Annotated in this window: 22 protein-coding genes; 8 read left to right on the forward strand and 14 right to left on the reverse strand. The window is 70.2% G+C overall.

Translation table 11 applies throughout. The features are described from left to right. Position 1: 1 nt before the first annotated feature. The 7 genes from efeO to OL358_RS01160 form a co-directional block, all read right to left on the reverse strand. On the reverse strand, positions 2-1,228 hold the full coding sequence (gene efeO / locus OL358_RS01130) for an iron uptake system protein EfeO (protein ID WP_264708097.1): 1,227 nt from the start codon (positions 1,226-1,228) through the stop codon (positions 2-4). Then, the gene (efeU, locus tag OL358_RS01135) at positions 1,225-2,295 is read right to left on the reverse strand and encodes an iron uptake transporter permease EfeU (protein ID WP_264708098.1); all 1,071 of its coding nucleotides are present in this window, start codon (positions 2,293-2,295) and stop codon (positions 1,225-1,227) included. Before efeU ends, efeO begins: the two co-directional genes overlap by 4 nt. A gap of 160 nt (positions 2,296-2,455) precedes the next feature. Beyond that, positions 2,456-2,845, reverse strand: a complete 390-nt coding sequence (locus tag OL358_RS01140) for a glucose-6-phosphate dehydrogenase (protein ID WP_264708099.1) — start codon at positions 2,843-2,845, stop codon at positions 2,456-2,458. A 135-nt stretch (positions 2,846-2,980) separates the two neighbouring features. Beyond that, entirely contained in the window at positions 2,981-6,382 is a 3,402-nt protein-coding gene (locus tag OL358_RS01145) for an error-prone DNA polymerase (RefSeq protein WP_264708100.1), read from the reverse strand. A gap of 72 nt (positions 6,383-6,454) precedes the next feature. Continuing rightward, positions 6,455-8,167: a DNA polymerase Y family protein gene (locus OL358_RS01150; protein ID WP_264708101.1), complete on the reverse strand. Its 1,713-nt coding sequence runs from the start codon at positions 8,165-8,167 to the stop codon at positions 6,455-6,457. 1 nt (position 8,168) lies between these two features. Beyond that, entirely contained in the window at positions 8,169-8,912 is a 744-nt protein-coding gene (locus tag OL358_RS01155) for a hypothetical protein (protein WP_264708102.1), read from the reverse strand. A 90-nt stretch (positions 8,913-9,002) separates the two neighbouring features. Then, positions 9,003-9,890 (reverse strand): DMT family transporter, encoded by an 888-nt coding sequence (locus OL358_RS01160; RefSeq protein ID WP_264708103.1) that lies wholly within the window; start codon positions 9,888-9,890, stop codon positions 9,003-9,005. A 39-nt stretch (positions 9,891-9,929) separates the two neighbouring features. Here OL358_RS01160 and OL358_RS01165 point away from each other — a divergent pair, with 39 nt between their 5' ends. Further along, entirely contained in the window at positions 9,930-10,442 is a 513-nt protein-coding gene (locus OL358_RS01165) for a MarR family winged helix-turn-helix transcriptional regulator (protein ID WP_264708104.1), read from the forward strand. 1 nt (position 10,443) lies between these two features. On the opposite strand, the gene OL358_RS01170 is transcribed toward OL358_RS01165, so the two are convergent. The 4 genes from OL358_RS01170 to OL358_RS01185 form a co-directional block, all read right to left on the reverse strand. Further along, complete coding sequence (locus tag OL358_RS01170) at positions 10,444-10,941, reverse strand: HNH endonuclease (protein ID WP_264708105.1); 498 nt, start codon at positions 10,939-10,941, stop codon at positions 10,444-10,446. A 346-nt stretch (positions 10,942-11,287) separates the two neighbouring features. Then, positions 11,288-12,064: a M23 family metallopeptidase gene (locus OL358_RS01175; protein ID WP_264708106.1), complete on the reverse strand. Its 777-nt coding sequence runs from the start codon at positions 12,062-12,064 to the stop codon at positions 11,288-11,290. A gap of 361 nt (positions 12,065-12,425) precedes the next feature. Continuing rightward, complete coding sequence (locus OL358_RS01180; protein WP_264708107.1) at positions 12,426-13,127, reverse strand: metal-dependent transcriptional regulator; 702 nt, start codon at positions 13,125-13,127, stop codon at positions 12,426-12,428. Between the two features lie 333 nt (positions 13,128-13,460). Then, positions 13,461-14,294 carry an endonuclease domain-containing protein gene (locus OL358_RS01185; protein WP_264708108.1) on the reverse strand — a complete coding sequence of 278 codons (834 nt, stop codon included), beginning with the start codon at positions 14,292-14,294 and terminating at the stop codon, positions 13,461-13,463. Between the two features lie 530 nt (positions 14,295-14,824). Here OL358_RS01185 and serC point away from each other — a divergent pair. Then, entirely contained in the window at positions 14,825-15,940 is a 1,116-nt protein-coding gene (serC, locus tag OL358_RS01190; protein WP_264708109.1) for a phosphoserine transaminase, read from the forward strand. A gap of 36 nt (positions 15,941-15,976) precedes the next feature. Here the strand turns inward: serC and OL358_RS01195 are convergent, their stop codons facing one another. Then, positions 15,977-16,609: a TetR/AcrR family transcriptional regulator gene (locus tag OL358_RS01195; RefSeq protein ID WP_264708110.1), complete on the reverse strand. Its 633-nt coding sequence runs from the start codon at positions 16,607-16,609 to the stop codon at positions 15,977-15,979. 179 nt (positions 16,610-16,788) lie between these two features. Between OL358_RS01195 and OL358_RS01200 the strand changes: the two genes are divergently transcribed. The 6 genes from OL358_RS01200 (at position 16,789) to OL358_RS01225 (ending at position 24,588) form a co-directional block, all read left to right on the forward strand. Beyond that, entirely contained in the window at positions 16,789-18,444 is a 1,656-nt protein-coding gene (locus tag OL358_RS01200; RefSeq protein WP_264708111.1) for an ABC transporter substrate-binding protein, read from the forward strand. A gap of 76 nt (positions 18,445-18,520) precedes the next feature. Beyond that, positions 18,521-19,345 (forward strand): ABC transporter ATP-binding protein, encoded by an 825-nt coding sequence (locus OL358_RS01205; protein WP_264708112.1) that lies wholly within the window; start codon positions 18,521-18,523, stop codon positions 19,343-19,345. Beyond that, the gene (locus OL358_RS01210) at positions 19,342-20,151 is read left to right on the forward strand and encodes an ABC transporter ATP-binding protein (protein WP_264708113.1); all 810 of its coding nucleotides are present in this window, start codon (positions 19,342-19,344) and stop codon (positions 20,149-20,151) included. The genes OL358_RS01205 and OL358_RS01210 overlap by 4 nt, the downstream gene beginning before the upstream one ends. Further along, on the forward strand, positions 20,148-21,227 hold the full coding sequence (locus OL358_RS01215; RefSeq protein ID WP_264708114.1) for an ABC transporter permease: 1,080 nt from the start codon (positions 20,148-20,150) through the stop codon (positions 21,225-21,227). The genes OL358_RS01210 and OL358_RS01215 overlap by 4 nt, the downstream gene beginning before the upstream one ends. A 2-nt stretch (positions 21,228-21,229) precedes the next feature. Further along, positions 21,230-22,294: an ABC transporter permease gene (locus tag OL358_RS01220; protein ID WP_264708115.1), complete on the forward strand. Its 1,065-nt coding sequence runs from the start codon at positions 21,230-21,232 to the stop codon at positions 22,292-22,294. Next, on the forward strand, positions 22,291-24,588 hold the full coding sequence (locus OL358_RS01225) for a glycoside hydrolase family 3 N-terminal domain-containing protein (RefSeq protein ID WP_264708116.1): 2,298 nt from the start codon (positions 22,291-22,293) through the stop codon (positions 24,586-24,588). The genes OL358_RS01220 and OL358_RS01225 overlap by 4 nt, the downstream gene beginning before the upstream one ends. A 25-nt stretch (positions 24,589-24,613) precedes the next feature. Here the strand turns inward: OL358_RS01225 and OL358_RS01230 are convergent, their stop codons facing one another. Together OL358_RS01230 and OL358_RS01235 are read right to left on the reverse strand one after the other, a co-directional pair. Further along, the gene (locus tag OL358_RS01230) at positions 24,614-25,342 is read right to left on the reverse strand and encodes a DUF3027 domain-containing protein (protein ID WP_264708118.1); all 729 of its coding nucleotides are present in this window, start codon (positions 25,340-25,342) and stop codon (positions 24,614-24,616) included. Continuing rightward, positions 25,326-25,709: a cold-shock protein gene (locus OL358_RS01235; RefSeq protein ID WP_264708119.1), complete on the reverse strand. Its 384-nt coding sequence runs from the start codon at positions 25,707-25,709 to the stop codon at positions 25,326-25,328. Before OL358_RS01235 ends, OL358_RS01230 begins: the two co-directional genes overlap by 17 nt. Positions 25,710-25,777: the final 68 nt, after the last annotated feature.

Below are 25,777 nucleotides of genomic sequence, written 5' to 3' on the forward strand. Positions count from 1 at the left end.
ATCACTCCAGCACGGTGACGGTGAGCTGCGAGATCGGCTCGGCGAGCGCGTTGAGCAGGTCGGTGAGCTCGCGCTTGTCGTCGTCCGTCAGTGCCGTGTAGGTCACGAAGCCCGCGGCGAGGGAGCCGTGCTCGGCGAGAGCGTCTTCGAGCGCGGTGTAGCCGGCGTCGATCTGCGCGACCAGCGCGGCTCCGTCGTCGCCCTTGGTCGCGGCGAAGTCCTCGACGAGCGAGAACGCCATCTTGGACCCTTCGACGTTGGCGGCGAAGTCCCACAGGTCTGTACCCGACCACCAGTCCTCCTCACCGGTGATCTTGCCGGTCGCAACCTCGTCGAGCAGCGCCCGCGCGCCGTTCGAGAGGCCGGCGACGCCCTGCGCGTCGAGCGCCTCCTGGAAGTCGGCGGAGTGCACGTAGTCGTAGAGCTCCTGCACGTCGGCGATCAGCTGGTCGCCGTAGCCGGCGCGCTCGTCCTCGGTGGAGGGGGCCCAGTCCTGCCAGGCCGGCGTCTCGCCGTCGGCGTTGAGCGCGTCCTGCGCCGGCACCCACAGGTCCTTCTCGATGCGGTGGAAGCCGGTCCAGTCCAGCCCCTCCGCCACGGCGTCGACCTCGCGGTAGTCGATGCGCGGGTCGAGGTCGCCGAGAGCCTCGGCGACGGGCTCGATGCGCTCGTAGTAGGCGCGCACCAGCGGGAACTGCTCCCGCGCGGCCTCGTCGTCACCGGTCTCGTAGGCGGTGGCGAAGGTCTCGACCGCCGGAAGGAGCTGACCGACCTGGTCCTTCACGAACGCCGCGTAGAGGTCGACGGCCTGCTGCTTCTGCTCGCCGTCCGGCCCGTCGACGGCGACGCTGTCGCCCGTGACCGTGAAGCCCGCGCGCCCGACGCCGTCACCGACCATGCCCGGCTTGCACAGAGTGAAGTACTCGCCCGGCTGAGCCGTCAGGGTGAGCGTGCGCGAGGCGCCCGGCGCGATGTTCTCGACCTCGCCGACGATCCGCAGACCGTCATCGGCGAGGAGATAGAACTCGGTCACCTCGTCGCCGGAGTTCGTGACCTCGAACGCCACGGTGCCGCTCTCCGCCGTCGCACCCGATACGGTGCACCCGTCGGCCGTGGAGGCGACGGTCAGCGCGTCGGCACCCGGGACGGCCTTCGCGACGCAGCCGGACAGGATGAGCGCGCCCGCGCCGGCGACGGCGAGGCCCGCGAGGAGGCGGCGAGTGGTCATGATGCTCCCTGCTGTGAGGTGGTGGGGACGGATGCTGCGCCCCGCGTGGTCGGAACCGTCGACTCGGTGCGCACCGGCGCGAGCCGTGGGGCGGGCCCGTCGACGGGCTCGGCGTCGGCGGCAGGCTCGGCGGTGAGGGCGGGCGCGGGGACGACGGCGGATTCGGCCCCGGCGGGCTCGGCCGCCGGGCGCTTCGCCGGGCGGAACTGGCCGCGCGCCCAGATCGTGCCCACCACGCCGACGTAGAGAACCCACGCGATGACCTGCAGCCACGACATTCGCGGCATGAAGCCGAACGTGGCCTGGAGGATCGCGGCGAGCGGCGACGTCGGCGCGATCGCCGACCTGACGTCGAAGGCCCAGCCGAACGGGAAAGCCGCCCATCCCACGGCGACGGTGCCGGTGAGCGGATCGATGGGCGCCGCCGCCGTGAAGGGACCCGGCAGCGCGCCGGCCTCCTGCAGATCGTGGATCGCATACGCGAGCACACCGGCAGCGACGACGATGAGGAAGGCACCGGTCCACAGGAAGAAGCGACGGAGGTCGAGGCGCAGCATCCCACGCGCCAGCAGCCAGCCGAGCACCACAGCGACACCCAGCCCCAGGAGTGCGCCGAGGAGGACGGCGGGAGAGTCGCCGAACGACTGGAGCATCGACCACAGCAGCAGCGTCGTCTCGACGCCCTCACGGGCGACCGAGATGAACCCGATCGCGACGACCGCCCACAGACTGCTGGCGGCGAGCGCGCGGTCGATCCCCTCCTCGAGGGTGCGCTTGAGGGTGCGCGCAGTGCGCTGCATCCAGAAGATCATCCAGGTCACCATCGCGACGGTGAGCAGCGACAGGATGCCGCCGAGCAGTTCCTGGGCCTCGAATGTCAGCGTGTAGGCGCCGAAGGTCAGGACGGCGCCGACCGTCAGGGCCAGGCCGATCGCGAGACCGACGCCGATCCACAGCCTCGGCAGCACGTCGCGGCGCTGCAGGCGCGTGAGGTAGGCGACGAGGATGCCGACGACGAGCGCCGCTTCGAGGCCTTCGCGCAGGCCGATGAGGAAGGTTGCGAGCACAGGGATTCCGGAAGATTGTCGGCGCCAGGTTAGGCGAGCCTCACCTACCCTAAACCTCGCCGACGCGTGACGCGAATCCGGTTACGCGCGGCGTGCCCTGGGCGTTACGGGCCGGGGCGTGTGGCGGTGGGCGGGCCGGGTCGTACAGCCGAAGCCGGGTTCAGGCGACGACGGTGTTGCCGCAGATGCCGCACACACCCGTCGCGGGGACTTCGACGAAGCAGTCGGGACACAGCACGCTCGGACGCTCGACGGCCGGGGTGCTGCGCCGGGGGGCGGCGCGGCGCTCTCCGGTGGTGCGGCGAGGGTCGACGGTGGGCGTGATCCGCGGCGGAGCCGGCCGGTGCGCGAGGCAGTAGAAGCGCACGTAGCCGCTGTGGTTCTTCGGATGCCGGTGCTTGACCGCCCACAGCTCGGTGCGGGGAACGGGGGCGGAGTCGGCACCGCACACGAAGCAGCGCGCATCTTCGCCGGGCGAGACCTCGGAGACGAGAACCGGCGTCTCGAACGCGAGTCCGTCGCGCCAGTCCGAGCTCGCGACGATCCGCATGGTGTGCCCTCTCCGGCATCCGGTCGTTGCGCGAGAACCGCGGCGACGAGCAACCGGAAGCAGTCCTTCGAGGTTACCCCGCGCGTCTGTACGCCCGGTGCACGGCGGGTGACCGTCGAAGACCCGTCGCGGCCATCACCGGAAGTCGCGGGACTGGTGCTGCACCCCCACTCGCAGGTCTTCGAATCGGTCGGCGAGCACGTTGACCACACCCTCGGGCGATCGCTCGAGCACTCCCCGCACGATGAGCGCGGGGGCGTCCCGTGCCACGCGGCGATAGCGGTTCCACACCCCGACCGAGCAGATCACGTTGACGAGGCCGTGCTCGTCTTCGAGGTTGAGGAATGTGACCCCGGATGCCGTGGCCGGCCGCTGCCGGTGGGTGACGAGTCCTCCCACCTCGATGCGCCGGCCGGTCTCGTGACCGCGGAGTTCGCGCGAGGTGAGCACGCCGCGGGCGTCGAGTCGGGAGCGGTAGTGGGTCATCGGATGGTCGTCGGTGGAGACCCCCGTCGCCCACAGGTCGGCCGCGAGGCGCTCGTAGCTGGTGGGGTCGGCGAACAGCGGCGGCTGCACCGCGATGAGGGAGTCGGGCAGGAACTCCGGTCGATCCATCGCGGCGGACCCCGCGAGCCAGATCGCCTCGCGGCGGCCGAGGCCGAGCCCTTCGAAGGCTCCGGCGGTCGCGAGCGCCTCGACCTGCACGGCGGTGATGCTCGTGCGCCGCACGAGGTCGCGCAGGTCGCGGAAGCTCCCTTCGGCCTCGCGCGCGGCGACGATGCGCTCGGCGACCTTCGCGCCGATGCCCTTGACCCCGGCGAGACCGAGACGCACCGAGGAGCGTCCGTCGCGGCGGTGGGCGGCGTATTCGTCGGGCGCGGAGATGTCGAACTCCCCCACCGGCGGCTGGTGGCGATCGGCGCACGCATCGAGCCCCGTCGGTCCCGGCATCCCCCCTTCGTCGACAGGCTCGAGCACGGCCTCGACGCCCGACAGGTGCAGGTCGGGTCGGCGCACCTCGACCCCGTGGCGCCGGGCGTCGTTCACGAGCGATGCCGGCGAGTAGAAGCCCATCGGCTGGGCGCGCAGCAGCCCGGCGAGGAACGCCGCCGGATAATGCAGCTTGATCCACGAGCTCGCGTAGACCAGCAGCCCGAACGACAGCGAGTGGGACTCGGCGAAGCCGAAGTTCGCGAACGCCTGGATCTTCGCGTAGATCGCGTCGGCGTCCTCTCCCAGGAGCCCGTTCGACGCCATCCCCGCGTACAGCTTCTCTTTCAGCGAGTCGATGCGTTCGACGCCGCGCTTCGAGCCCATCGCGCGGCGCAGCAGGTCGGCGTCCTCGCCGGTGAGCCCTCCGACGGCCATGCCCATCTGCATGAGCTGCTCCTGGAAGACCGGAATGCCGAGCGTGCGCTCGAGCACCGGTTCGAGCTTCGGGTGCGCGTAGGTGACCTCCTCGAGTCCGAGCTTGCGCTTGACGAACGGGTGCACGGCGCCGCCCTGGATGGGACCCGGACGGATCAGCGCGATCTCGATCACGAGGTCGTAGAAGCGTCGCGGCTGCAGGCGCGGAAGCAGCCCCATCTGCGCGCGGGACTCCACCTGGAACACCCCGATGGAGTCCGCCCGGCACAGCATGTCGTAGACCGCCTTCTCCTCCTTGGGGAGCGTCGAGAGCTCCCAGTCCTCCCCCGTCGAGGCGCGGATCATGTCGAAGCAGTACTGGAGGGCGGCCAGCATCCCCAGGCCCAGCAGGTCGAACTTGACCAGCCCCATCCAGGCGGCGTCGTCTTTGTCCCATTGGATGACCGTGCGGTTCTCCATGCGGGCGTGCTCGATCGGCACGACCTCGCCCACCGGCCGGTCGGTGAGCACCATGCCGCCGGAGTGGATGCCGAGATGACGCGGCGCCTTGAGCAGCTCGCCGGCGAACTCGAGCACACGGTCGGGGATGTCGTGACCCGGCCCGGTCTCGAGGTGCGCCCCCCACCCCTCGACCTGCTTGGACCAGGCGTCCTGCTGGCCGGGCGAGTGGCCGAGCGCCTTCGCCATGTCGCGCACGGCGTTCTTCGGCCGGTACTGGATGACGTTGGCGACCTGCGCGGCCCGGTCGCGCCCGTACTGCCCGTAGACCCATTGGATGATCTCTTCCCGGCGGTCGGAGTCGAAGTCGACGTCGATGTCGGGCTCTTCCTCGCGCAGGCTCGACAGGAACCGCTCGAACGGCAGGTCGTAGGCGATCGCGTCGACGGCGGTGATGTCGAGCAGGTAGCAGATCGCACTGTTGGCCGCGGAGCCGCGGCCCTGGCACAGGATGCCGCGGCGCCGCGCCTCCTGCACGATGCCGTGAACGATCAGGAAGTAGCCCGGGAAGTCCTTCAGCTCGATGACCCCGAGCTCCTTCTCGATGCGCGCCCGGTTGTCGTCCGTCAGGTCGGGGTACTTGCGGGGGACGGCGTCCCACACGAGCTGGCGCAGCCACGACATCGGCGTATGCCCCTCGGGCACCTTCTGCTTCGGCAGGGCGGGCTTCGCGCGCCGCAGCGGGAACGCGAGCTCGTCGGCGAGTGTGACGGTGCGGGCGACGGCATCCGGATGCCGCACGAACCGCTCCGCCATCTCGGCGCCCGATCGCAGGTGCGCTCCGGCGTGCGACGGCAGCCACCCGTCGAGTTCGTCGAGCCCGCGGTTCGCGCGCACGGCCGCCACCGCCGCCGCCAGCAGCTGCCGCCGCGGCACCGCGTAGTGCACGTTGTTCGTCGCCAGGAGCGGCAGCCCTCGCTCGCGGGCGAGGCCGGCGAGCGCGTCGTTGTCGCGGGTGTCGAGCGGGTTGCCGTGGTCGATGAGCTCGACGTGCACGGCGTCGCGTCCGAACAGCTCGACGAGGCGGTCCAGCTCGCGGGCAGCTCCGTCTGCCCCCTCCTCCGCCAGCGCACGGCGGACCGCCCCTTTGCGGCATCCGGTGAGCACCGCCCAGTGGTCGCGGCCCTGGTCGGCGAGCTCGTCGAGACGGTAGACGGGACGGCCCTTCTCGGCGCCCTGCAGCTGCGCGTGCGTGATGGCCCCGGCGAGGCGGTGGTAGCCCTCTTCGCCGCGTGCGAGCACGAGCAGGTGCGCCCCGACCGGATCGGCCGCACCGTTCTGCGGCTTCGGCAGCTCGAGCGACAGCTCGGCGCCGAACACGGTCTTGAGCTCGAGGGTCTCGGCAGCCTCGGCGAAGCGCACGATGCCGTAGAACCCGTCGTGGTCGGTCACCGCCAGCGCGTGCAGGCCGAGCCGTTCGGCCTCTTCGGCGAGTTCTTCAGGCGAGGAGGCGCCGTCGAGGAACGAGAACGACGAATGCGCGTGCAGTTCGGCGTACGGGATCGCTTCGGCGGGCCGCGGGATGCCCGGCGGCACGTACGGCCCTCGCTTGTGCGACCACGCCGGGCTGTCGCCTCCGTCGGCCCCCGCGGGGCGGCCGGTCGGACGACGCCGGTCGCTGAGCACGCGCTCCAGTTCGGACCACGGCACGGACGGGTTGTCGAACCCCATCAGCGCGCCCTCCCTCGGATGGCCGCGCGCCCCGTCTCGTCGCCGCGTCTGCGCGGTCGCCGACCCCGCGCGTCAGTCATAGGTCGCCTCCGCCGTCCAGCTGTCACCCTCGCACACCAGCAGCCAGGCGGCGCCGTCGGCGTCGACGACCTGGAACCGGTGCGCACGACGCGAGCGCGCGGCATCCCACGACCTCTCCACCACCGGCCACGGACCGGCCCACGCCTCGATCCGCCGCCGTCGCCCGCTCTCGATCAGCACCGTCGGCACGGCCGACACGCTCCCTCGCTCGTCGACGTCGATCAGCTCGCCTCCGAGCGCGCGCACGTCGACAGGGATCGGCTCGGCGAACACGGTCGTGGGCAGCGGGTCGGGAAGGCTCCCCGGCCACGGCCGTGCTCGCTGCGCCGCAAGGCCGTCGGGACCCGTGCCGTGGCGATCGCCCCACGGCACGAGCACCTGCCGTTCGACCAGCCAGCGGCCGCCGCCGATCGCCGGGGTGAGCACACCGCGGTGGCCGAGCATCGCCTGCACGCGCGACAGGGCGTGATGCACCTTCTCTTCCGGTCCGCCTCCGAAGATGGCGGGGGCATGGTGGGATGCCGCGTCCACCGCCTCGGGAGAGATCCGCACGAGCGCGACGCCGCTGCGCAGCGCCCTGTCTTCTCCCCCGCCGCCATGCGTGCCGACCTCTTCGGAGAGCTGCCAGCGCACCCGGTCGACGACCGCCGCGGCATCGAACGATCCGGGGTGCAGCCACACCCGCTCGCTGCGCTCCCCTCGGTCGCCGACGAGCTCGACGCGCAGTTCGGTGCAGACGAGATCGATCGCGCCGAGCCCCGCGATGAAGTCGTCGGCCGTGACCCTCATGCCGAACGCCACCTGATCGGCGATCTCGAGCGGGGGTTCGAACGCGATCTCGCGCTGCAGCTCGGGTGGTGGCGTGCGGGGCTGGACGGGTCGCGAGTCGAGTCCGCCGGCGAGCGAGTGAAGACGGATGCCGCGCTCCCCGAACCGTTCCCGGACCCGATCGGGAGGCAGGGCGGCGAACTCGCCGAGCGTCTGCACGCCCAGCCGTGCGAGCAGCCCGACGAGGTCGTCGGACGCCGACGGCGCTGCACCGCCGCCGAGGGAGGCGGCATCGAGCACCGACACCGACAGCGGGGCGAGGAAACCCGCCGCCCCGCCCGCCGGGATCACGCAGACCGGTTCGGCGATGCTCGTGCCGGACCTGGCTGCCTGCTCGGCCGTGAAGGGACCGTCCGCGATCCCCGCGCGCACGTCGCCCAGACCGAGTGCCCGCAGCGTGTCGAGCAGCACCCGTGCCGCCTCGGTCTCACCGCCGTAGTAGCGGGATGGGCCCTTCGCCCGCAGCGCGCACAGTCCGGGCCGCACGAGCTGCACACCGGGAACGCGCTCCTCGATCGCCGACACCACGGGGGCGAAGGCCCGATGATCGCGTGCGGCATCGGCGGGCACGACCGTGAGCCCGGGGCAGCGCGCCTGCGCGTCGCGTCGCCGTTGCCCACGTCGCACTCCCTCTGCCCGGGCCGCCGCCGAGCATGCCACGACGAGATTGCGCTCGACCACGGCGATCGGCCGGGACGGATCGAGGGGCGCGGAGGCATCCGCTCCGGCAGGCCGGGCCGGCGCATCCGGGCCGGCCGGAGCATCCGGTCCGGCCATGCCGGCACCCGCCCCCGCACCGGCCCCGTGCAGCAGCGCCGTCACCGGCCAGTCGGGGAACCACAGGACGAGACTGCGCACAGGAGAGTCCACGGCCATGTCAGCCCACCGCCCTGGCCTCGAGAGTCGCGTCGTCGGCATCGGCGCTCCAGTGCCCACCCGCCGGCACGGCGGCGAGCGTCGGCACCGGCTCGGCGACGGCGGCGATCGCCCCGGAGGCATCGGGCAGCAGCAGCCGCGACCGGCGCGGTCGTGGCCACCGCCGACTCGACGTCGTGACCGTGACCTCGCGCCCGGAGAGGTAGCCGTGGCCGCGGCCGACGCCCGTCCACTCCGGGGCCTCGACCTCGATCACCGCCTCGGCCTGCGGCCACGGCCCCTGCACGAGGAGGACCGCTCCACGATCCCGCAGCCGCGCCGCCAGTCGGGAGATCTCGGCGTCGGGCGCACGGCCGGACGGGCGGACCGCGACCACCGGCAGCACTTCGGCGATCGTGGCCGTGATCGCGAGCCACCGTGTGCCGGGCTCGGGGATGAGCACGAGCCGGGAGAGGTCGACCCCCAGTCGCTCTGCCGCTTCGGCGCCGAGCCGCGGCATCCCCACCACCCCGCACCACGACCCCGCCTGCGAGGGCAGCGACATGAGCGCGAGCAGCAGCGACGTGGAACGCGAGAGAGAATAGGCGGCGCCGGGACGCAGTCCGCCGCCCGGCAGGAGAGACGCCAGCGCCGAGTGCACGGGCAGCACCGGAGCGTCGAGACGACGACCCTGCACCCGCTCGAGCTGAGCGCGCAGGGACGCTACGTCTCCCGCCACGCCGGCACGATCGCGCACTGCCGTCATTCGAACATCCTAGAATCTTTGTTCTAATGAATCAATCCCAGGAATGACGTTACTTCGTACCTCCGACACACTGCGTGCGCTCGAGCGCCGTCACGTCTCCGCCGGTGCAAGAGCCCTCGACGCCACCCGCCGCCCAGGCAGCGCGCCGAGCGCGATCCCCGCCAGCACCAGAGCCACCCCGACCGCCTGCGGCACGCCGAACGCCTCCCCGGCGAGGAGCACGCCGAGCGCGACCCCGGTGACGGGATTGAGAAGGCCGATCACTCCGACGACCCCCGGCGCCAGATGGCGCAGCCCGGCGAACCACGCGGCGTAGGCGACCGCGGTGGCGATGAGCGTGACATACGCGAAGCCCAGCGTCGACTCGAGGGTGAGCACCGGCGGCGCACCCTCCACGAGCAGGGCGGCGGGCAGCAGCACGAGCGACCCCGCGACGAGCTGCCAGGCCGTCATCGGCAGCGCGGGCACGTCGCTCCCCCACCGAGCCGTGAGCACGAACCCGATCGACGAGGCGACCATGGCGCCGAGGGATGCCGCGACACCCCACGGATCCACCCCGCCGACGTCGACGCCGAACATGACGACGACGCCGATGAGCCCGATACCGGCACCGGCTACGGCCGCCGCGCGCGGACGACGACGGAGCAGCAGCCACGCGAACAGGAGCATGCACGCCGCCGACGTCGACATCAGCGTCGCCGCGAGGCTCGACGGCAGACGCTGGCCGGCGATGTAGACCAGCACGAAGAACCCGCCGACGTTGAGCGTGCCGAGCACGAGCGAGCGCCACCACCACGATCCTCGCGGCAGGACCCGCGCGGCCAGCAGCACGAGAAGTCCCGCCGGCAGCGCTCGCAGCACGCCGCCCCACAGCGGCGATTCCGGCGGGAGCAGGTTGCGCGTGACGACGTACGTGCTGCCCCAGGCGATCGGAGCGATCGCCGTCACCGCGATCCAGCGCCATCTTTTATCTTCCACGGAAGATACTTTATCTTACCGGGAAGATAAGATGGTGCGATGGATGCCGCTTCCGACGAACCGCTCGACCGCGTCGCCGAGATCCAGGAGGCGTGGCGCCGAGAGCGGCCCGATCTCGACCCCTCCCCGCAGGGGGTGATCGGCCGACTGCACCGCGTCGCGATCGAACTGACCGAGCGCCTCGTCGCCGTCTACGGAGAGTTCGGGCTCACCGAGGGCGAGTTCGACGTGCTGGCCACGCTGCGCCGCGCCGGCGAACCGTACGAGCACGCGGCGGGCGACCTCGCCGACCACACGCTCGTCACGACCGGCGGGCTGACCAAGCGCGTGGACCGCCTCGAGGCCCGCGGTCTCGTCGAGCGTCGTGCCGAGGCATCCGATGCCCGTCGTCGCCTCGTGCGGCTCACGCCCGAGGGTCGCGACCTCATCGACCGCGCCTTCACCGCGCACCTCGCGAACGAGCATCGCCTGGTGCAGGAGCTGGGAGAAGCGGATGCCGCAGCCCTCGAGCCGATCCTCACCCGCTGGCTGCGCGCACTCGACGCGCGCTGACTCAGGCGGCGAGTGCCAGGTAGGGCTCCCAGCTCGGCTCGCTGCGCTCGGTGCCTCGCACCGTCCACTGCGCACCGCGCGGCGGGTTCGGGGTGAAGCGGAGCTCCCACTTCATCTCCTGCGGGGTCCGATCGCCCTTGACGTTGTTGCACCGCAGACAGCACGCCACGAGGTTCTCCCACGAGTCGCCGCCGCCTCTCGAGCGTGGAAGCACGTGGTCGATCGTCGAAGCCGACGCTCCGCAGTACGCGCATCTGTGCGAGTCGCGGCGCAGCACCCCACGTCTGGTCACCGGCACGCGGCGTCCCCCGGGCACGCGCACATAGCGCGTCAGCACGATCACCGCGGGGCGATCGTAGGCACGTCTCGTGCCCCACACGGGTTCGCCATCGGTGTGCTCGATGACGGTGGCCTTCTCGTTCATCACGAGCACCAGCGCCCGCTTGAACGACACGACGGCGAGCGGCTCATAGCCCGCATTCAGCACCAGAGTGCGCATTGATCATCCTCTCGAATGGCCGGGACGGCTTCTCGGTATTCGACGTGCGACGATCGGTCCGCGCAGGGGCATGAAAAAAGGCGCTGTCTTATAGACAGCGCCTTGGAGCCACGGCGAGGCCGCGGCATCCACTCGTGCAATGCCGGAGGACGAGGCGTCCTAGCGCATCCATGGTTCGGATGCGAGGAATGCTGTCCATCGGCTCCCTCCGCTTCTCTCGCGTCGGAATCAGGCTAACGCACCACGGCAGGGCGAGGGCCGCAGGCGCGGATGAACGCCGCGTGGCGTGTCGGAGAACGAAGAATCCCCTCGAAGCGAGGCTTCGAGGGGATCGTTCGAGAAATCGTCAGCCGGCGTTGGCGTTGAGCCACGCGAGCGGATCGACGTTCCCACCGTTCATGTACACCTCGAAGTGCAGGTGGTTGGCGGTCGAGCGGCCCGTACTGCCGACGCACCCGATGACCTGGCCCACCTGCACGGTCTGGCCGGCGACCACCTTGCGGCAGCCGTAGCTCTGGTGGGCGTACAGCGTGTTGACGACCTGGCCGTTGATGACGTGGTCGATCGTGATCGCGACGCCATAGTCGTAATAGGCCTCGGACGAGACCTTCACCACACCGGCCGCCGCAGCGTAGATGGGCGTTCCGGCCGGCGCGACGAGGTCGATTCCTCGGTGCGCACCGCCGCGCGTGCCGTAGGTGTCGGTCAGCGTGTAACTCGTGAGCGGCCAGCGCACCGCGCCGGAGCCGGGGGCGACCATGTTGAGATCGATGTTGTAGCTCGTGGTCGTGGCGGTCTGCGCCGACAACCTGGCGCGCTCGGCAGCCGCTTCCGCAGCCTTCTTCTTCGCGATCTCGTCGGACGTCGTCGCGGAGTAGCTCTCGCGGGTCAGCTCGGCGCCGACGGCGTCGGAGGCGACGACGACCGACTGCGCGTCGTCGACAGCCATCTGCTGAAGGGTCATCGCCTCGTCCTTCTGCAGCACGCCGGCGAACGCGGGCATCGCGGCAGCGGCGACGAGGCCGCCGACGAGTGTGAGCGCGAAGAGGCTGCGCACCTGCTTCGCCGCACGCTTGGGCGCGCGGGTCGCGGGACGGGTCGTCACCGCGGTCGAGGTGGTCACCACCGGCGCGGCGGCCTTGGTCCGTCGTGCGGGGCTGCGGCGCGCGCGCGAACGACGAGACAGACTCGTCGCGTCACTCTGGGGCTCGTTCGCGAGCGAATCGTTGTGATCAGCCAAACTGTCCTCCGGCGCCTCGGCGCCGGAGGCGCTGGCTCGTCGGCATTCGGTGTCGGGGCACGATATGCGGGCTTCACCGTGTGGACGACGAGCCAGGGAGGCAATCCACGCGGGGTCCGGTCGGCGGGCTTCTCGCCTGGTGGACTTTTCGAGGCTACCCGAAGGTAACGAATAAGTCACGCTCATCCCCTGGCAAGTGCCTGGGGATGCCGCGTCACGGATGCCGCGGCATCCGCTCTCCGCGTCAGCGGCGGTCGTCGACGAGGAAGATGTGCGAGGCGACCTCGACGGGGAGCTCGAGTCCCTCGTCGGCATCGTCCATCTGCACGAGGACGTAGCCCTCGTTGTAGCGATACTCGCCGGACGCGCCAGGAACCACGCCGGCGCCCTTCAGCTGCTGAAGCAGCTCGGGGTCGACCTGAGCGGGTTCGGCAAGGCGTCGGACGGTGCCGGAGATGGGCTCGCCCGCCTCGTTGAGGCGGCGGACGAGTCCGACCACGCCCTGCTCGAAGCCGCCGGTCGGGACGTCACCGAGCTGGTCGAGGCCGGGGATCGGGTTGCCGTACGGCGACTCCGTCGGGTGGCCGAGCAGCTCGACGAGACGGCGTTCGACCTGCTCGCTCATCACGTGCTCCCACCGGCACGCCTCTTCGTGCACGTACGCCCAGTCGAGGCCGATCACGTCGGAGAGCAGCCGCTCGGCGAGACGGTGCTTGCGCATGACGTCGACGGCCTTCTGGCGGCCGGAGTCGGTGAGTTCGAGGCTGCGGTCCTCGGTCACGACCACGAGGCCGTCGCGCTCCATGCGGCCGATCGTCTGCGACACCGTCGGGCCGGAGTGGCCGAGGCGCTCCGAGATGCGCGCGCGCAGGGGAACGATGTTCTCCTCCTCGAGTTCGAGGATGGTGCGCAGGTACATCTCGGTGGTGTCGATCAGGTCGGTCATATGCGGTGTCCTCGTTCGTCTAAGGGGCAGAGACAGCCTATCCATTCCCCCGACACCGGGCTCCTGCCGCGAGTTCGGGTGGGGGCTTCAACAGGTCAACCACCGCTCCGCAGGAACGACCGACGCCGAACCGTCCTGCAGAACCCCGGTTGACCTTCCTGAGCGCGGCACGACGGCCATCCTCCCCGCCCCCGCCACGAGGGCTTCCCGACCCGCGCGGGCCAGTCACCGGTCCACTCCGCGCGCCCGGCATGCGAGGGCGGACGCGCGCGGCATGCGAGGGCGACGCGCGCCGTCTCGCTCCCATCCGGCTCACGCGCAGTCGCGCAGTACTCACGCAGCCCGATGCAGTCCCTGCGCCACGGCGCGCATGATCTGCTCCTGGACGTCGGGCCAATGATCGATCACTTGACCATACGTGAACCGGATCACATGGAATCCGAGAAGCATCAGCGCAGCATCATGGGCCACGTCTTCGGAACGCTGCTGTCCGACATGGTGCCCACCGTCGATCTGCACCGCGAGCCGCTCCCCGATGAGGAAATCGAGGCGGTGCCCGTGAATCCATATCTGCGAGCGGATCGGATGCCGCAACCACCGCAGCCGCGTCCGGAAGATCGTCTCGAGCCCCGAATCGGCGAAGGGGGTCGCCTCATCGAGCACCCGCCTGACGGCACCGGTCAGAGGCAGGCGTTCGAGCTCCGCCTTCTCCACGAGTCCGACGTTCAGCGCGGAGTCCCACACTGCCAGTGCCGTCTCGTGCGGCTGACACGCCGCGACCATGACGAGCGTGTTGAGGATGCCGTCCTCGAGCGTTCCCGCCGGCCGAGGCTCCGCCGGCCGCGACCAGTGCACGGTGGCCGTCGGGGAAGCGAGCTTCAGTCGCGAGGCGTTCTGCGCCACCCCGACATGTGGGCCGTCTTCGTCCAGCACCCACAGACCGAGGCGCTTCGCGCGAGTGATGCAGGTCAGCACCACTCCCGCCCGGGCCGCTGCGATGAGGTACGGATCGGCATCCGGAAGGGCCACCCAACCCCGTCGCGGCCTCAAGAGATATCCCGCCCTGATCGCCATGTCGATCGCGTACGAACTGATGCCTGCCTCGATGACCGAGACCTTGCGCGCGACACCGCCGAGGGCACGCAGCATGTGAACGGGATCCCGCATCCCTGAATACTCGTGCGCCACGACTTCGCCGGGCACGGATTCGTCGTCCGTTCTGAACAACTCACGTCTGAGGCATCCGATCACGCCCTTGTGGAGGAAGCGAGCGAACAGGTCGACGACCATTCCACGGGACCCAGCTCTCACTCAGCGCCCTGCAGAACGCCGCGTGACCTGTCAGACGCATGTGCACGCGGCGGCGGTCGAGCAGCACGGATGCCGCACCCACCCTCCGCCGCTTCTTCGGCCGCCGGCGCGCGACCCGATCCCGACAGGTCAACCGCGACTCCGCAGGACCCGATCCCCGCTCAGCCTCCTGCAAAAGCCCGGTTGACCTGTTGAAGGGTCCCGGGGAGGCTTCCCGACCCTCCCGCGGCTCACAAGCTCCTCGACGCGCGGCTCCTCCCCGCGCGGCTCCTCCCCCACAGGCTCCTCCCCGCGCGGCTCCTCCCCTCGCGCCCGCGGGCCGCGGGCGCTGCGTCACGACCCGTCATCCGGCGGCGAGGCGAATCGGGCGAGCCTAGAATCGAGCCATGCCCCACGTCGCGCTTCCCCGTGAGATCCTGCCCGCCGACGGACGCTTCGGCTGCGGTCCGTCGAAGGTGCGCGCCGACCACCTGGCCGCCCTCGCCGGACCTGGTTCGGTGCTGCTGGGCACGTCGCACCGCCAGGCGCCGGTCAAGGATCTCGTCGGTCAGGTGCGCGCCGAGCTCGCGGAGCTCTTCCGCCTGCCTGCCGGCTACGAGGTCATCCTCGGCAACGGCGGCTCGACCGCGTTCTGGGATGCCGCGGCGTTCGGCCTGATCGAGAAGCGCAGCCAGAACCTCGTGTTCGGCGAGTTCGGCGGCAAGTTCGCCGCCGCCGCGAAGGCGCCGTGGCTCGAGGCCCCCGATGTGCGCGAGGTGCCGGCAGGCACCCGCACCACCGCGGAGGCGGTCGAGGGCGTCGACGTCTACGCCTGGCCGCACAACGAGACCTCGACCGGCGTCAGCGCCCCGGTCGCGCGCGTGCAGGCAGACGCCGGCGCGCTCACCGTGATCGATGCCACCAGCGCCGCCGGCGGCATCGACTTCTCCGTCCACGAGGCCGACGTCTACTACTTCGCGCCCCAGAAGAACCTCGGCTCCGACGGCGGCCTGTGGTTCGCCCTCGTGTCGCCCGCGGCGATCGAGCGGATCGAGCGGATCGCGGCATCCGGCCGGTACATCCCGGAGTTCCTCAGCCTCAAGAACGCGCTCGACAACTCGCGCCTCAACCAGACGCTGAACACGCCCGCCCTCACGACGCTCTTCCTGCTCGACCGCCAGCTGGACTGGATCCGCGACAACGGCGGCCTTCAGTGGGCGGATGCCCGCACCCGCGAGTCGTCGCAGGCGCTGTACGACTGGGCCGAGGCATCCGCGTTCGCCACGCCCTTCGTGAGCGACCCGGCCGACCGCTCCCCCGTCGTCGTGACGATCGACTTCGACGACAGCGTCGACGCCGCGGCCGTCGCGAAGAGCCTGCGCCACAACGGGATCGTCGACACCGAGCCCTACCGCAAGCTCGGGCGCAATCAGCTGCGCGTCGCGACGTTCGTCTCGATCGATCCCGACGACGTGCGTCAGCTGATCAAGTCGATCGACTACACGGTCGAGCGCCTCGGCTGACGCGAGCGCCTCGGCTGACGCCGGCGGGGAGCACGCTCAGACGAGCGGTGACGGAACGGGCTCGAGCACCGAGGCGACGATCGCCTCGATCGCGAACTCCGACGCGCGGCCCAGGTCGAGCGAGGTCGGATCGAGCAGCCACTGCACCTGCAGTCCGTCCATGACGGCGAGGATGCTGGTCGACGCGTAGGCGACCGTCGCCGGTTCGCGGATGCCGCGCTCGGCGCACACGACGGCGAACGCGTGGGCGACCTCTGCGCGCAGCGTCTCGTACCGCTTCTGGAAGAACTCGCGCCCGGGGTGGTCGTCGGTCACCGACTCGGCCGACAGCACGGCGTACGCCTGCACGATGCCGGGTCGTTCGGCGTTCGCGAACGCGGTGCGCACGAGGTGCCGGAAGAGGTCCATCCCGTCGGGGATGTGCTGCTCGGCGAGGTCGGCGACATCGGTTTCATCACGATGCTTCAGAACCTCGAGCAGCAGGGCGTCCTTGGAGCCGAAGTGATGGAGGATGCCTGCATGGGTCATGCCGACCTGGTCGGCGATCTCCTGGAGCGTTCCGCCGGTGAACCCCTTGGCGCCGAAGATGTCGGTCGCGGCGTCGAGGATGTCGCGTCGGCGCAGCAGTGTCTCGGGTCGCGAACGCGGCTGCCTGCGCTGCTCGACCATCGGCCCTCACCCCCTCGACTCGTCCGGCGGATCAAGAGTCTACGCACGAGTCGGACACGCGTGGTGCAACCGCGCTTGCATTAGTTACTTACTTGCACGTAAGTTGATTCCGCAATCACCCCCACGACGACGCCGTCGACTCTGTGAGCACGATGACGTCCCCTCACGAAGGAGAAGCAATGAGGCTTAGGTCTTCCCTCGTCGCCGTCGGCATCGCCGCGGCGATCGTGCTGACCGGCTGCGCAGCAGGCAGCACAGACTCCGGCGATTCCGAACCCGGCGCGGCGCTCACCATCGCCAAGCCGGACGGTGCGATCACCACCGAGTCGAACAACCCCTACCTGGGCGACTCGTCCGCCTCGAAGTACGCCTACGGCAAGGTCATCTTCGAGTCGCTCGCCCTCGTCAACCCGACCGGCGACCTCGGCACCACCCCGTGGCTCGCCGAAGAAGTCACGTGGAACGACGACTACACCCAGCTCACCGCGAAGGCGCGCAGCGGCGTGAAGTGGAGCGACGGCGAGGACTTCACCGCCGACGACATCGCGTTCTCGTTCAACCAGGTGCTCGACGGCAAGCTCAACGACACCAACGCGCTCGACCTGAAGAGCGTCAGCGTCGACGGCGACACCGTCACCATCGACTTCAACAGCTCGAAGTACACCCAGCAGGCCCGCGTGCTGCACTTCCAGATCGTGCCCGAGCACATCTGGGCCGACATCGCAGACCCCAACACCGACCCGCTCACGGGCGAGGGTCAGGTCGTCGGCACCGGTCCGTATGTGCTCGACTCGTGGACGACCGAGTCGGTCACCCTCACCGCGAACCCCGACTACTGGGGCGGCGAGCTGACGGTCCCCGAGCTGCACTACGTCTCCTACGGCGACAACGCCGCTCTGACCACGGCTCTGGCCACCGGTGAAGCGGATTGGGCGCAGGCATTCATCCCGCAGATCGAGGACAGCTACCTGTCGGCCGACCCCGACAACCAGTTCCTCGTCTCGCCGACCGCCGGCGCCGGAACGCTGTTCATGAACCTGCAGACCAAGCCGTTCAACAACCCGGCGCTCCGCGAGGCGCTCGCGTGGACGATCGACCGCCAGGCCTACGTCGACATCGCCCGCGAAGGCGCGAGCGAGGCCGTGTGGAGCGTGACCGGTCTGGGCGCGCTGCTCGACGACGAGATCATCCCCGAGTACGCCGGGCAGGAGTACTCGGTCGACATCGACAAGGCCCGCGAGGTCCTCACCGACGCCGGCTACACGTGGGAGGGCGAGACCCTCATCGACCCGGACGGCGAGGCCGTCACGTTCTCGATCTCGGTCCCTGCGGGCTGGAGCGACTGGAACACCGAGCAGGCCCTCATCGCCGAAGAGCTCAAGGAGGGCCTCGGCATCGAGGTCAAGATCGATCAGCCCGACTGGGGTGGCTGGGATGCCGCGCGCCAGGAAGGCACCTTCCAGGCGATCATCCACTGGCTCGAGGACACCGGCAACGCGTACGGCCTCTACACCTCCACGATGGACCCGAAGTGGATCGTCGACAACAAGGCGGCGTTCAACTTCGGCCGCTTCGACGACCCGGCCGTGACCGAGGCGCTCAACACCTACGCCAACGCCGCGACCGACGCCGACCGTGAAGCCGCTCTCGCGGTGATTCAGACGGCCTTCGTCGAGAACGTGCCGGCCATCCCGCTGGGGGCGCACCCGCTCCTGGGCGAGTTCAACACGCGCAACTACGTCGGTTGGCCGTCGGAGGAGGACCAGTACGCCTCCGCCGACCCGACGCAGCCCGCGATCGTGCAGATCCTCACCCAGCTGCAGCCCGCCGACTGACGCACGTCGGGCGGGGCGGATGCCGCGGCATCCGCCCCGCCCGCACGTCGGTCCTCATGAAAGCCTGGCCCCATCGATGAGAGATTCCCTGCTCTCCGTCCACGACTTCTCGATCGTCTACGACGTCGATCCCCCCGTGAGGGCGGTGAAGAACGTCACCCTCGAACTCCAGCGCGGTGAGATCCTCGGACTCGCCGGCGAGAGCGGGTGCGGCAAGACCACGCTCGCCTACGGCGTCCAGCGCCTTCTCAAGCCGCCGGCCGTGATCACGAGCGGCTCCGTCACGTTCCACGACGCGACCGGCGTCGACATCGACGTCAACGGTCTCGAACCCGAAGACATGCGCCGATTCCGCTGGGACAAGATCTCGATGGTCTTCCAGGGCGCGATGAACTCGCTCAACCCCGTCGCCACCATCGGCTCCCAGCTCGACGACGTCTTCGAAGTCCACCGCCCCGACCTCTCGCGTCGCGAACGGCGCGCGGCTGTCGTCGAGCTGCTCGAGATCGTCAAGGTCGGCGCGCAGCGCTACCGCTCCTACCCCCACGAGCTGTCGGGAGGCATGCGCCAGCGCGTCATGATCGCCATGGCGCTCGCACTGCGTCCGCAGCTCATGGTGATGGACGAGCCCACGACCGCCCTCGACGTGCTCGTTCAGCGCGAGATCCTGCGACAGATCTCTCACCTGCGCCACGAGTTCGGCTTCTCGGTGATCTTCATCACCCATGACCTTCCGCTCCTCCTCGAGATCAGCGATCGCATCGCGATCATGCGCGATGGCGAGATCATCGAGCTCGACACGGCGGAACGCGTCTGGACCGACCCGCAGACCGACTACACGCGGACGCTCCTCGCCTCATTCCCGCGACTCACCGGAGAGAGGGGGGTGGTCCACCGATGACCGTCCTCGAGTTCGACGCCGTCACCAAGGTGTACGCCGTGCGCGGCGCCGGTGAGATGAAGGCCCTCGACGATGTGAGCTTCACGCTCCGCTCGGGTCAGACCATCGGCCTCGTCGGCCAGTCCGGCAGCGGCAAGTCGACGATCGCGAAGATCCTCACGCAGCTCGAGACGCCGACGAGCGGCGAGGTGCGCCTCGACGGCGAGCCGCTCCCCCGCCGCGGGAAGGCGCTGCGCGCGTATCGCCAGCAGCTGCGCATGGTGTTCCAGGACCCGTTCGCATCGCTGAACCCCTACCACTCGATCCGCTACGCGATCCAGCGCCCGCTCCAGCTCGACGAGGTGGTCCCCAAGGACCAGCTCGATCACGAGGTGCGCCGCCTGCTCGACCGCGTGCGGCTCGACGCCGACGCGGTGATCGACCGTCGCCCGCACGAGCTGTCGGGCGGCCAGCGCCAGCGCGTCGCGATCGCCCGCGCCCTGGCATCCCGTCCCCGCCTGCTCGTCGCCGACGAGCCCGTCTCGATGCTCGACGTGTCGATCCGCCTCGGGGTGCTCAACCTGCTCGCCGATCTGCAGCGCGAGGAAGGACTCGGCGTGCTGTACATCACGCACGATCTCGCCACGGCGCGCCACTTCAGCGACGAGATCCTGGTGCTCAACCAGGGAAGGGTCGTCGAACGCGGAACCGCCGACGACGTGATCCTGCGCCCGCAGAGCCCGTACACGCAGGAGCTGCGCGCGGCATCCCCTGATCCCGATACCTACTTCGCGCACGCCGCGGGCATTCTCGGAGGTGAGAAGTGAGCGCCGTCGCCCCCCAGCTCCCGGCCCCGGACTTCGACGCGATCGAGGCGGGCACCACCGCGACCGGCGCCGTCAAGGGCCGCGCGCGCGTCCCGTGGCGCTTCCTCGGCAACCGCGTGCTGTTCTACCTGTTCACGCTGTGGGCGGCCATCACGATCAACTTCTTCCTGCCGCGGCTGATGAAGGGCGACGCGGTGACCGCGTACCTCGCCCGCAACCGGAACGTCTCTCCCGAGGCCGCTGAAGCGCTGCGTGCCCTTCTCGGCCTCGACACCGACAAGTCCCTGTGGCAGCAGTACCTCGACTACTGGGGCCTGCTGCTGCGCGGCGACCTCGGGATCTCGCTGCTGCACGGCATGCGCCCGGTCACCGAGGTCGTCGGCCAATCGCTGATCTGGACCGTGTGCCTCGTCGGCTTCGCGACGCTCGTCGCCTTCGCGATCGGCACCATCGGCGGCGCGATCGTCGGATGGCGCCGCGGCAGTCGGCTCGACGCGCTCATCCCGATCACGACGTTCCTGAGCACGATCCCCTACTTCTGGCTCGGGCTGCTCGCGATCTCCATCTTCTCTGTGACGCTCGGCTGGTTCCCCATAGGCAAGGCGTACGGCGTCGGAGTGGTGCCGGAGTGGTCGTGGGAGTTCATCGGAGACGTCCTCCATCACGGCTTCCTTCCCGCGGCGACCATCATCATCGCGTCACTGGGCGGGTGGATGCTGGGCATGCGCAACATGATGCTCACGGTGCTCGACGAGGACTACGTCACGGTCGCCCAGGCCAAGGGGATGCCGAACAGCCGCGTGCTGTGGCGCTACGCCGCGCGCAATGCCGTGCTCCCCCAGATCCAGAGCTTCGCTCTCGCGCTCGGCTTCATCGTCGGCGGCACGATCGTGATGGAGATGGTGTTCAGCTATCCGGGCGTCGGCAAGCTGCTGCTCGACGCCACGAACGCGAAGGACTACGCCCTGATGCAGGGGGTGTTCCTCGTGCTCACCATCTCGGTGCTGCTGGCGAACCTCCTGGCCGACGTCGCCTACGGATTCCTCGACCCGCGCACGCGCCAGACGGAGGCCTGAACATGGACACCATCGTCAACGACACCACGTCGCAGCGGTCCGCGAACGCCCCCGCGACCGCGACCGTCCGCACCCCGGGAACCGCCGCCGCGAGTCGCCCGCCCAAGAAGCCGACCTTCTGGTCCAGGCTGGGCTCGGCCTTCGCGATGTTCCGCAACGGCAAATCGATCGCCGGCCTGTCGATCCTGGGCTTCTTCGTCCTCGTCGCGATCTTCGCGGACGTGCTGGCCCCGTACTCGCCGACGAAGGTCGACAACACGGCGCGGTTCCAGCCGCCCTCGGCGGCGCACTGGCTCGGCACGACCCACATCGGCGAAGACGTGCTGAGCCAGGTCATCCACGGCACGCGCGGCGTCATCGTGGTCGGCTTCCTGGCCGCGATCATCGCGACCGTGATCGCGGTCGTGGTCGGTGTCATGTCGGGCTACCTGCGCGGGTGGCGCAGCGAGGGCCTGTCCGCACTCACGAACGTGTTCCTCGTCATCCCCGGCATCCCGCTGATCATCATCGTGGCGTCGATGTTCGACGACCCGCCGCTCATCCTCATCGCGGGAGTCCTCGGTCTCATCGGATGGGCGTGGGGTGCGAGGGTGCTGCGGGCACAGACGATGTCGCTGCGCAGTCGCGACTTCGTGCAGGCGGCGCGAGCCAACGGCGAGCCGCTGCACCGCATCATCACGGTCGAGATGCTGCCGAACCTCATGGCGCTCATCGCCGCGAGCTTCGTGGGAACGGTGACCGCCGCGATCATCGGGCTCACGACGCTGTCGTACATCGGCATCATCCCCGTCACGACCTACAACTGGGGCACGATCCTCAACTGGGCGAGCGCGCAGGGCGCGTTCCGCCAGGGGCAGTGGTGGTGGTTCATGCCTCCCGGCCTCTGCATCGCCGCGATCGGCGTCGCCCTCTCGCTCATCAACTTCGGCATCGACGAGTACGTCAACCCCCGTCTGCGCTCGGCCGGCGAGCGCGCCCGAGCCCTCAAGAAGAAGGGCATGAACGTCAACGACACCGTCACGGCCGTTCGCACCGAGCCCGCGACATCTCGACAGGAGAAGCAGTGACCAACGCCCCCTACCTCGACCCCGCTCTCCCGGTCGAGGCGCGGATCGCCGATCTGCTGGCCCGCATGACCCGCGAGGAGAAGGTCGGGCAGATGCTGCAGCTCGACGCCCGCGAGGACCTCGACGACCAGATCCTGCGGATGCACGCCGGATCGATCCTGCATGCCTCGCCCGCGCGCGTCCTGCGCGCCCGGGACCTGACGCTCCGCACGCGCCTGCAGATCCCGCTGCTCGTCGGCGAGGACTGCATCCACGGTCACGCGTTCTGGGAGGGCGGCACCGTCTTCCCGACGCAGCTGGGCATGGCGGCGACGTGGGATGCCGCGCTCGTCGAGCAGGTGGCGAGGGCGACCGCCGCCGAGGTGTCGGCGACCGGCATCCACTGGACCTTCTCGCCGGTGCTGTGCATCGCGCGCGACCTGCGCTGGGGCCGCATCGACGAGACCTTCGGCGAGGACCCGTACCTGATCGGCGAGCTCGCCTCCGCGATGGTGCGCGGCTATCAGGGCGGCGGACTCGACGACCCCGACGCGATCCTCGCGACAGCCAAGCACTTCGCGGGCTACTCCGAGACCCAGGGGGGCCGCGACGCGAGCGAGGCCGACATCTCGCGCCGGAAGCTCCGCTCGTGGTTCCTGCCGCCGTTCGAGCGCGTCGCCCGTGAGGGATGCCGCACCTTCATGCTCGGGTACCAGACCACCGACGGCGTGCCGATCACGGTCAACGACTGGCTGCTCAACGACGTGCTCCGCGGCGAGTGGGGCTACACCGGCACGCTCATCACGGACTGGGACAACGTCGGCCGCATGGTGTGGGAGCAGAAGGTCCAGCCCGACTACGCCCATGCCGCCGCCGCGGCGGTCAAGGCCGGCAACGACATGGTCATGACCACGCCGGGCTTCTTCCCGGGCGCGATCGAGGCGATCGAGCGGGGGCTGATGGCCGAGGCCGATCTGGATCGCGCCGTGTCGCGCATCCTCCGTCTGAAGTTCGAGTTCGGCCTGTTCGAGAACCCTCGCCTTCCCGACGCGGAGCGCATCGAGACGGTGATCGGCAGCGCCGCGCACGTCGCCCTCAACCTCGAGACCGCGCGCCGCTCGCTCGTGCTCCTCCGCAACGACGGCACGCTCCCCCTCGTCACCGACGAAGGGCCGCGCCGCGTCGCGGTGGTCGGGCCGCTCGCCGATGACGCGCAGACGCAGCTCGGCGACTGGGCCGGTTCATCGGGCCAGGTCGACTGGCTGCCCGACGGGCAGCCCCGCGCGCTCATCACGACGGTGCTCGACGGATTGCGCGCGCACGCACCGTCGACGTGGGAGGTGACGCACGCGCAGGGTGCCGGCATCCTGACCCTGAAGGCCGACCCCGAGGGCGAGTTCTTCCCGGACGGACAGCCGCGCCCGCAGGTCGTCGTCCCCGCCGCGCCCGATGCCGCGCTGATCGCCGAAGCGGTCGCCGCCGCCGAAGCAGCCGATTACGTCGTCGCCGTCGTGGGCGACCGCGTCGAGCTCGTCGGAGAGGGCCGCTCGACGGCGACCCTCGAGCTGCTCGGAGGCCAGCAGGCGCTCCTCGAGGCCCTCGCCGCGACCGGCAAGCCCGTGATCGTCGTCCTGCTCGCGTCGAAGCCCCTCGTGCTGCCCGCTTCGGTGACGGATGCCGCGGCCCTGGTCTGGACCGCGAACCCCGGCATGGAAGGCGGCCGGGCCATCGCCGAGCTGCTGCTCGGGCTCATCGAGCCCTCCGGACGGCTGCCCATCTCGTTCGCCCGCCACGTCGGCCAGCAGCCGACGTACTACAACCAGCTGCGCGGCCAGCACGGCACGCGCTATGCGGACCTCACGCAGAGCCCCGCCCATGCGTTCGGAGAGGGGCTCTCCTACACGACCGTGGAGTACTCCGACCTGCGCATCCAGGCGAGCGACCTGGACGAGACGGACACGGTCCGCGCCACGGTCACGCTGCGCAACACCGGGTCCCGCCCGGCGCGCGAGGTCGTTCAGGCCTACGTGCGCGACACCGTCACGTCGGTCAGCTGGGCCGACAGAGAACTCAAGGGGTTCACCGTCGTCGACGTCGAGCAGGGCGCCGAGGCGACGGTCGAGCTCGCGATCCCCGTCAGCGACTGCACGATCGTGGATGCCGGTGGCCGCCGCATCGTCGAGGCCGGCGAGTTCGAACTGCTGGTGGGTCCGTCCTCACGCGAGGGCGCCCTCCTCAGCGCGCGCTTCTCGGTGTCGGCCCGAGCGGCCGAGCGCACGGTCGAGCTGGTGACCGGGGCCGCGCTCACCCCTTGAACCCCGGGGGCGGCGGCGCGGCGAGTCACTCCTCCGCGTCGTCGTCCTCGTCGGATTCGTCCTCGTCGTCGGAGTCGTCCTCGTCGTCCTCGGACTCGTCATCGTCGTCGGACTCGTCCTCGTCGGAGTCGTCGTCCTCGTCGGAGTCGTCGTCCTCGTCGTCGTCTGCCGAGTCGTCGAGCTCGTCGATGTCGACGCCGTCCAGATCGCCGGCGTGCAGGATCGGAGACCCGTCGTCGTCGAAGTCGGCGGCGTCCAGGTCGTCGACGTCGTCGAGATCCTCGTCGTCCTCGTCGGAATCGTCCTCGTCGGACTCATCGTCCGACGCGTGCGGCGACTCGGAGAGTGCGATCTGCGCGGCCTGGTAGTCGGCGAGCCGCACAGCCCACGGCACCCAGTCGGGCGCGAGCAGCGCGTCGTCGCCGGGCATCAGCTCGACTTCGAGCACGGTGGGCTGTTCGCCTTCGACGCGTGCCAGGCTGACCGTCCAGAACCACCCGGGGTATCCCGCGAGCAGGTTCTCGAAGCTCAGCGACACGACACCGTCCGGCTCGAGGCGGTATCCCGCGGGGTCGCCGATGGTCGCCGCGGGCGTGATCTCCCGCAGCGCGGCGAGCGCGAGGTCGTGGGACTCGAGCAGCGCGGGGTCGGGATCGACGACGGGCGCCGGGGTGGCGGCATCCGTCTCGTCGACGACGACCTCTTCGGGCATCGCCTCGGCGGGAGCGTCGGCCGGCTCAGGCGTCGAGTTCATCCGCCACCTTGCGCAGCACGGCCGCGACCTTCTTGGCGTGGGCGCCGGCGGGGTAGCGGCCGTGACGCAGGTCGCCGCCGATCCCGTCGAGCAGCTTCACGAGGTCCTCGACGATGATCGCCATGTCGTCCGCGGGCTTGCGCGAACGCTTGGCCAGGCTCACCGGCGCCTCGAGGACGCGGACCGACAGCGCCTGGAGTCCGCGCTTGCCGTCGGCGACGCCGAACTCGAGCCGCGTGCCGGCCTTGGGCGCAGGGGTGCCCGCGGGCAGGGCCGTGGCGTGCAGGAAGACGTCCTGGCCGTCGTCGGTGGTGACGAAGCCGAACCCCTTCTCCTCGTCGTAGAACCTGACCTTGCCGGTGGGCATCGGAACCTCGCTGTGTACGGTGCCGCCGAGCGGCGGGCATGACGGAACAGGGATCGAAGGATCCCCGC

It is taken from the genome of Microbacterium sp. SSM24 (genome assembly GCF_025989145.1).
Taxonomy (GTDB): domain Bacteria; phylum Actinomycetota; class Actinomycetes; order Actinomycetales; family Microbacteriaceae; genus Microbacterium.